Here is a 7,690-nt window from a genome sequence, read left to right on the forward strand (position 1 = left end):
GAATCATTCCAGCGGCCCCGCTCTTTGATTTCTTCAGCGCGTATCAGGCTTCTTCGGTCCGGTAGATGCCGGCCATCCAGTCCTCCACATCCTCCGCCTTGCGCGGCAGGGCTGCGCTGAGGTTGACGGGGCCCTCGGCGGTCATGAGGATGTCGTCCTCGATCCGGACGCCGATGCCGCGGTATTCCTCCGGGATTGCGAGGTCTTCCTTCTTGAAGTACAGGCCCGGTTCGATGGTGAACACCATGCCCTCGGTGAGTACCCCGTCGAGGTAGAGATCCCGCTTGGCCTGGGCACAGTCATGGACATCCAGGCCCAGGTGGTGGCTGGTGCCGTGCGGCATCCAGCGGCGGTGCTGCTGGCCCTCCGGGCTGATGGCTTCCTCCACGCTGACGGGCAGGATTCCCCATTCGGCCAGGCGCTCAGCCAGGACTGTGGTGGCCGCAGTATGGATGTCGCGGAACTTGGTTCCCGGCTGGGCCGCTGCGAATCCGGCGTCGGCAGCGTCGAGGACCGCCTGGTAGACCTTGCGCTGGATGTCGCCGAAGGTGCCGCTGGCCGGAAGGGTCCGGGTGATGTCCGCGGTGTAGAGCGAGTCGGCCTCGACGCCGGCGTCCAGGAGCAGGAGTTCGCCGGCATGGATCCGGCCCGTGTTCCGGGTCCAGTGCAGCACGGTGGCGTTGTTGCCGGACGCCGCGATGGTGTCGTAGCCCAGTTCGTTGCCTACCTCGCGGGCACGGGCGAAGAAGGCACCCTCCACCACGCGTTCACCGCGGGCGTGCGTGAGGGCGCGCGGCAGGGCCTTGACCACCTCTTCAAATCCTTCAACGGTGGCCGACACCGCAATCTTCATCTGCTCGATTTCCCACTCGTCCTTGAGCAGGCGCAGTTCGGAGAGGGCTTCGCTGAGCTTCTCGTCCAGGGCGTCGAGCACCTCGAGGTCCAGGTTCTCGGGGTCCTTGGCCGTGTTGTACCGGGCCGTGTCCACCAGTGCATCGATGTTGTCGTCAACCTTGCGGACCAGGCGGATGGAGATCCCGCCGATCTCCGGGGCGCCCACATCCTTGGTGATTGCCGTTTCCAGCTGGTCGATGTGCGCGGTGGCCAGTCCCAGCCGGGCCTCGAACTCTTCGAGGGTGGGACGGGCGCCAATCCAGAACTCACCGGAGCGGGAGTCCGCGTAGAACTGCTCCGTGTCCCTGCCGGCCAGCGGCCGGAAGTACAGCGTGGCGCGGTGGTGCGCGCCGTCGTCGCCCGTTCCCTCTTCCACCGGATCCAGGATCAGGACCGCGTCCGGCTCGTGGTCCAGGCCGAGGCCCGTCAGGTGGGCGAAGCCGGAATGCGGGCGGAAGCGGTAGTCGCAGTCGTTGGAACGGACCTTGAGCGGCCCCGCGGGGATAACCAGGCGTTCGCCTTTGAACTGGGCCGAGATCGCCTTGCGCCGGGATGCGGCGTAGCCGGCGACGGCGTCGCGCCGGGGGAGCTCCTGGCTGGACGGCGCCCAGTTGCTGGCCATGAAGGCCTTGAAGGCGTTGGAACTGGGCCGCTGGGAGCGGTTGTTGACGCGGTCCTCCAGCGGCTGGGAAGCAGAGTTTTGGGTGTTTTCGGCATCGTTCACGGCACCATCGTCTCACCAGCATCCCGGCTACGCGAACAGGCCTCCCCGGTCTCCTGTCCCCGGTCCACTACGCTGGATAAGTGAGGATTGACCTGCATGCCCACTCCAACGTCTCCGACGGCACCGAGACCCCGGCCGATGTCATGGCCTCTGCTGCCCGTGCGGAACTGGATGTGGTGGCCCTGACCGACCATGATTCGACGGCCGGCTGGGCGGAGGCCGCCGCGGCCGCCGCCACGTGCGGGGTGGCCCTGGTGCCGGGCATGGAAGTCTCCTGCCGGACCGAGGAGGGCATCAGTGTCCACCTCCTGAGCTACCTGCACGATCCCACCCATCCCGGGCTGCTCGAGGAAATCACGAAGGCCAAGGACTCCCGCCTGACCCGCGCCGAACGCATGGTGACCATCCTTGCCGAGGACTATCCGCTCACCTGGGACGACGTGATCCACCACGTGGCGCCCGGAGCCACCCTTGGCCGGCCGCACATCGCCGATGCCCTCGTCGCCGCGGGCGTCGTGGAGGACCGGTCCGAGGCATTCGCGTCCATCCTCACCTCCCGGTCCCGCTACTTCATCCCGCACTACGCCCCGGACCCGGCCACCGCCGTCGAACTGGTCCGTGCCGCCGGCGGCGTGCCCGTGTTTGCCCATCCCGTGGCTTCCGCCCGGGGCCGGATCGTGGGGGAGCGGACGTACAGGGACATGATCGACGCCGGGCTGGCAGGCCTGGAGATCAACCACCGGGACAACCCGGAAGAGGGCCGGGATTTCCTGCGCAAACTTGCGGCCCGGCATGGCCTGCTGGTCACCGGCTCCTCCGACTATCACGGCACCGGCAAGCCCAACCTGCTCGGCGAAAACCTCACGGCCCCGGAGATGCTGGCGCGGATCGAGGAACTGGGTACGGGAGCCGCCGTCGTCCGTCCTTGAGGGGCGGACAACACCCTGGCTAGCTGGACGGGAAGGAGCTCAGGGTGGCGTGCGCTCCGAGCCGCTTGGCCATGATGTCGATGGCGGGCTGGTTCTGGTCCACGCACACGAACCTGCGGCCGAGCTTGGCGGCAACTGCTCCGAGGGTGCCGGAGCCGGCGAAGAAGTCCAGGCACCAGTCACCGGGCCGGGACGACGCAGCGACCACGCGGCGGACCAGGCCCTCCGGCTTCTGCGTAGGGTAGCCGGTCTTTTCCTTGCCGGTGGGCGAGACGATGGTGTGCCACCAGACGTCGGTGGGCAGCTTTCCCAGTTCCCGCTTGGCGGGGGTCACCAGGCCCGGCGCCATGTAGGGCTCGCGGTCCACCTCGGCGCTATCGAAATGGTACTTCGCGGGGTTCTTGACGTACACCAGGATGTTGTCGTGCTTGGTGGGCCACCGGTTTTTCGCCCGGGCACCGTAGTCGTACGCCCAGATGATCTCGTTCAGGAAGCATTCGCGGCCGAAGATGGCGTCCAGCATCACCTTGGCGTAGTGCACCTCACGGTAGTCCAGGTGCAGGTACAGGGTGCCGTCGTCGGCCAGCAGGCGCCAGGCCTCCACGAGCCGTGGTTCCAGGAAGGACCAGTAGTCGCTGAACGCATCATCGTAGCGGTGCAGGGCGCCCTTGATGGTGTCGTAGGAGCGGCCCTTGAAGCCCACCCGGTCCCCGCTGCCGCCGGCGTTCACCACCATCCGGGTTTCCTGGCGCTGCTGCGGCCGGCCCGTGTTGAAGGGCGGGTCCACATAAATCAGTGTGAAGGCGCCGTCCGGCAGCGTGGGGAGGTACGCCGCGTTGTCCGCGTGCACCATCAGGCTGCCGCCGTCCGGCGCCCAAACAGTGTCAGTCATCAGGGCAGTTAGGCCTCGGAGTTGCCCGGCTGGCTGCCGTTGTCCGCACCGGCCACCACTTCGCCGTTGCGGCGGCGGGTGCGGGTGCGGGTCCGGCGGGCGCGGTTGGGCTTTTCGCCCTCTGCCGCGGGTGCTGCAGCTTCAGCGGCGGATGCGGTCTCCGGAGTTGAGGTACGACGACGGCGCTCGCCCGTGCGGCCCGTCGAGTCATTGCTCCGGCCGCCTTCGCGGCTGCCGCCCTTGCCGGCGTCGCTGTTTCCGCGGCCCCGTCCGTCCCGGTCGCGTGAGCGGCCTGCGTCGCGGCCGCCGCGGCTGTTCTTCTTGCCGGTCTCGCCGAGGTCCTCGAGGACTTCGGCGTCGACGCCGGCAAGGGTCCGCTTGTCGCGGGGCAGGCGGCCCTTGGTGCCCTCGGGGATGTCAAGGTCCGTGTAGAGGTGCGGCGAGGAAGAGTAGGTTTCCACCGGCTCCGGCACGCTCAGCCCCAGTGCCTTGTTGATCAGGCCCCAGCGCGGCATGTCGTCCCAGTCCACGAACGTGACGGCGGTGCCCTTGTTGCCGGCGCGGCCGGTGCGGCCCACCCGGTGCAGGTAGATCTTCTCGTCTTCCACGCACTGGTAGTTGATGACGTGCGTAACGTCCTCGACGTCGATGCCGCGGGCGGCAACGTCGGTGGCCACCAGGACGTCGACCTTGTTGTTGCGGAAGGCGCGCAGCGCCTGTTCGCGGGCGCCCTGGCCCAGGTCGCCGTGGATGGCGGCGGCGGCGAACCCGCGGTCCACCAGTTCCTCGGCCACCTTGGCGGCGGTGCGCTTGGTCTTGGTGAAGATGATGGTCCGCCCGCGGCCGCGGGCCTGCAGGATGCGTGCCACCACTTCGGTCTTGTCCATGCTGTGCGCACGGTAGATCAGCTGGCGGATGTCGCGCTTGGTCAGGCCCTCGTCCTCCGGATCCGCGGCGCGGATGTGCGTGGGCTGGGTCATGTACCGGCGTGCCATGGCGATGACGGGGCCGGGCATTGTGGCGGAGAACAGCAGGGTCTGGCGGACGGCGGGCGTTGCCGCGATCAGCGTCTCCACGTCCGGCAGGAAGCCCAGGTCCAGCATTTCGTCGGCTTCGTCCAGCACCACGATTTTGACGTTCTTCAGGCTTAGGTGCTTCTGCTTGAAAAGGTCGATCAGCCGGCCGGGGGTTCCCACCACTACCTCGACGCCCTGCTTGAGGGCTTCGACCTGGGGCTCGTACGCGCGGCCGCCGTAGATGGTGGTGATCCTGGCGTTGCGCTTGCGCGCCGCCGTCTGAAGGTCGTTCGCTACCTGGACTGCCAGTTCACGGGTGGGAACAATGACCAGGGCCTGCGGTGCGCCGGGCACGGCCAGCTTGGCGTAGCCGGGATCATCCTGCCCGATCACGCGCTGCAGCGCCGGAATGCCGAAGCCCAGGGTCTTGCCGGTACCGGTCTTGGCCTGGCCGATGATGTCGTGTCCGCCCAGGGCGACCGGCAGGGTCATGGCCTGGATGGGGAAGGGGTGGGTGATGCCGGCGTCGGCAAGGGATTCGACGATGTCTGCGCGGACGTTGTAGTCGGCGAAGGACTTCTCCGCGATCTCGTGCGGCGTCTCGTCGGAGATGATGGTTTCTTCCGGCTCGATGGTTTCCGTGCCGGACTCATCGCTCAAGAGCTGGTGGGTATGCAATTCACTCACAGGGGAGTTTCCTTATTCATTTGGGCAATGGCGCTGCCTGCTCAACGGGCCGGCCAAGGCTGGCCGCTCCGGAGCACGCTCAGGCGCGCAAGCGATTCCAGTGGAAGCCGATCGCGGGCTATCTAAATGCTGGCACTGGTGACCAACGGGTACTTCTCAAGATCGCGTAGGGGCGGGCTTGTTGGTTTCAAATCAAGGAAATCAACGACCGGGCATCCAGTTCTACCCCTCCAGTCTAGCCGTACGGGCGCGGAAACACGGTTTCGGCCCGCCCAGGGGGCCCGCCGGCCCGTCAGGAAACGAGTTCGAAGTGGATCTGCCGGGTGGTGATGTCCGAGGAAACCAGCCGAACGCGGACCTTGGTGCCGGACTCCAGTTCGCCCGCGCAGCGTGCAGTCACCGCAGGTTCGGCGATCTGGATGATCCCCGAACTTCCGTTCCCGTTTCCGTTGCCGTTCTTCCCGTTCCCGTTTCCATTCTTGCCATTCCCGTTGCCGTTTCCGTTCTGCGGCTTGGATCCGGAAATGACGATCGCATCAAACTCCTGCCCGATGTGGTTCAGCAGCAGCGCCGCTTCCACGGTGTCCAGGGCCAGGCGTTCCATGCGGGAGGCCAGCTGGTCCGATCCCGCCATAATGCCCGGGAGCAACGGCAGGGCTTCCCGCGCCCAGCCGGGAACGTCGCCGCCGTTGCTCAGGGCCTCGCAAATGACCAGCACGAAGCGGTCCACGAGGCGCCGCAGCGGCGCGGTGGTGTGGGCATAGGCTGCGCCGATGGCCGACTGGATGCCGTCTTCCGGGACAGTCCCGTCGAAAGCTGTGTAGGACGCGCCACGGAACAGCATGCCGGCTGAGTGCATAATGGCCAGCTGCCGCGGATCGGTGGGATCGAGGGACCGGAGGTACTCGCCGTAGCTGACCTCCCCGTCCCATGGCCTGCCCAGCACCTCGGTCTGCAGGCGGAAATGCCGCAGGGACCGTTCATCCGGGGCAGGCATGGTGCGCAGGATGCCCACTTTGCCCTCCAGCATCAGCTGCGCGGCCGCCATTCCGGTCATCAGCGAAATCTGTGCATTCCAGTCCTCCACGGGAAGCTGCGGAACAGCGTCGATCCGGTAGCCGCCGTCGGGCAACTGGACGATCTCCTGCTCAGGCATGTTCAGGCTGGCGCCCCCGCGTGCCCGTTCCAGCGCCACCCGCTTCAGTCCCACCTCGCGGAGGAGGCCCAGTACGGGGGAGGCAGTCCCGGCGTCGAGATCGGCCTGGGCGCCTTTGTAGCTGAGCTTGTCACGGCTGATGACCCGCGCCCTCCGGACGCCCACGGACAGCACTGTCGCGTCGCCGTCGAGCGTGAAGTCCCAGACGAAAGCCGAACACTCCTGGCCGGGCAGCAGGCTTCCGGCGCCCTCGCTGATCACCTCGGGGTGCAGCGGGATCCGGCCGTCCGGGGCGTAGAACGTCTGTCCGCGGCGCCGCGTCTCGGCGTCCAGCGGGCCGCCCGGAGCAACAAACGCCGGAACGTCGGCGATGGCGTACATAACCCGGTAGCCGTTTCCGTCCGGCTCGATGAACACTGCCTGGTCCAGGTCCGTGGACGACGCCGGATCGATGGTCACGAATCCGACGGCGGTCAGGTCGTAGGACGGCAGTTTCAGCGCGGCGACGGCGGCGCGGGCGTCTTCGACGGCTTCGGCGGGGTACGGTCCCGGCAGTTCAAGTTCCGTCCGCAGCAGGCCCAGCGCCTCTTCCAGGGCGTTCTTGTGGTCATGGACGTTGGGGGCCAACCGATGATGTGACACAAAAATCAGCGTATCCCCAAGTCCCGGAATTAAGCAGGCTCAGGAGCCGGTGCCGTCCAGCGCGTCGAGAAGGGAGGAGGCGGCGGCTGCGGGGTCGGGTGCTTCGGTGATGGCGCGGACCACCACGATCCTGCCGGCACCGGCCTCCACCACGTCACGGACGTTTCCCTGGTCGATGCCGCCGATGGCAAACCATGGCACGGGATCTCCGGCCTGCCGGGAGGCTTCGGCGGCATATGCCACCAGTCCAGGGCCGACGGCGGCCCTGCCGGGTTTGGTGGGCGTGGCCCAGACCGGACCCACACAGAAGTAGTCCAGCCCGGACGGCCCCACCGTTGCGGCCAAAGCGGCGTCCACCTGGTCAGTGGTGTGGCTGGAGAGCCCAATGGCCGCGTTGCCGTTGACCAGCGTCCGCGCTGCCGGCAGCGGAAGGTCCTTCTGGCCGATGTGGAACACCGGCGCCCCGGACAGCACTGCGATGTCCGCACGGTCGTTGACGGCCCACAGCCGGCCATGGCGTACCGCTGTTTCCTTCAGGACCGCCAGGAGGTCCAGTTCCTCTGCGGCTTCGATGGTCTTGTCGCGCAGCTGGATGATGTCCACGCCGCCGGCAAACGCGGCGTCAACGAAGTCCGCGAAATCGCCGCGCTCAGTCCGTGCGTCGGTGCAGAGGTACAGGCGCGCTGCCTTGAGGGCGTCAATGTGGCCGGCGTTGGCAACTTCGGCGGGGAGGGCAGCGGAGGCTGGGGC

General features: G+C 67.4%; 6 protein-coding genes. 1 reads left to right on the top strand and 5 read right to left on the bottom strand.

From position 1 onward, the window contains the following. Nucleotides 1-43: 43 nt before the first annotated feature. The gene (locus BACI349Y_RS06985; RefSeq protein ID WP_159631495.1) at nt 44-1,618 is read right to left on the bottom strand and encodes an aminopeptidase P N-terminal domain-containing protein; all 1,575 of its coding nucleotides are present in this window, start codon (nt 1,616-1,618) and stop codon (nt 44-46) included. 80 nt (nt 1,619-1,698) lie between these two features. Between BACI349Y_RS06985 and BACI349Y_RS06990 the strand changes: the two genes are divergently transcribed. Then, nucleotides 1,699-2,547, top strand: coding sequence for a PHP domain-containing protein (locus tag BACI349Y_RS06990; RefSeq protein ID WP_159631496.1), 849 nt, complete (start codon nt 1,699-1,701; stop codon nt 2,545-2,547). A 19-nt stretch (nt 2,548-2,566) separates the two neighbouring features. Here the strand turns inward: BACI349Y_RS06990 and BACI349Y_RS06995 are convergent, their stop codons facing one another. From BACI349Y_RS06995 to thiE, 4 genes are all read right to left on the bottom strand, one after another. Continuing rightward, nucleotides 2,567-3,439, bottom strand: coding sequence for a DNA-methyltransferase (locus BACI349Y_RS06995; protein WP_159631497.1), 873 nt, complete (start codon nt 3,437-3,439; stop codon nt 2,567-2,569). An 8-nt stretch (nt 3,440-3,447) separates the two neighbouring features. Beyond that, nucleotides 3,448-5,142: a DEAD/DEAH box helicase gene (locus BACI349Y_RS07000; RefSeq protein ID WP_159631498.1), complete on the bottom strand. Its 1,695-nt coding sequence runs from the start codon at nt 5,140-5,142 to the stop codon at nt 3,448-3,450. Nucleotides 5,143-5,434: 292 nt separating this feature from the next. Beyond that, nucleotides 5,435-6,940 (bottom strand): RNB domain-containing ribonuclease, encoded by a 1,506-nt coding sequence (locus tag BACI349Y_RS07005; protein WP_159631499.1) that lies wholly within the window; start codon nt 6,938-6,940, stop codon nt 5,435-5,437. Nucleotides 6,941-6,979: 39 nt separating this feature from the next. Beyond that, nucleotides 6,980-7,642 carry a thiamine phosphate synthase gene (gene thiE, locus BACI349Y_RS07010; protein ID WP_159635327.1) on the bottom strand — a complete coding sequence of 221 codons (663 nt, stop codon included), beginning with the start codon at nt 7,640-7,642 and terminating at the stop codon, nt 6,980-6,982. Between the last annotated feature and the right edge of the window lie 48 nt (nt 7,643-7,690).

Source organism: Arthrobacter sp. 8AJ, from assembly GCF_902506025.1.
Lineage (GTDB): Bacteria > Actinomycetota > Actinomycetes > Actinomycetales > Micrococcaceae > Arthrobacter.

Excerpts from the sequence above, each read along its gene's own strand:
- BACI349Y_RS06995 (WP_159631497.1), bottom strand. The coding sequence starts at position 3,439 with ATGACTGACACTGTTTGGGCGCCGGACGGCGGCAGCCTGATGGTGCAC.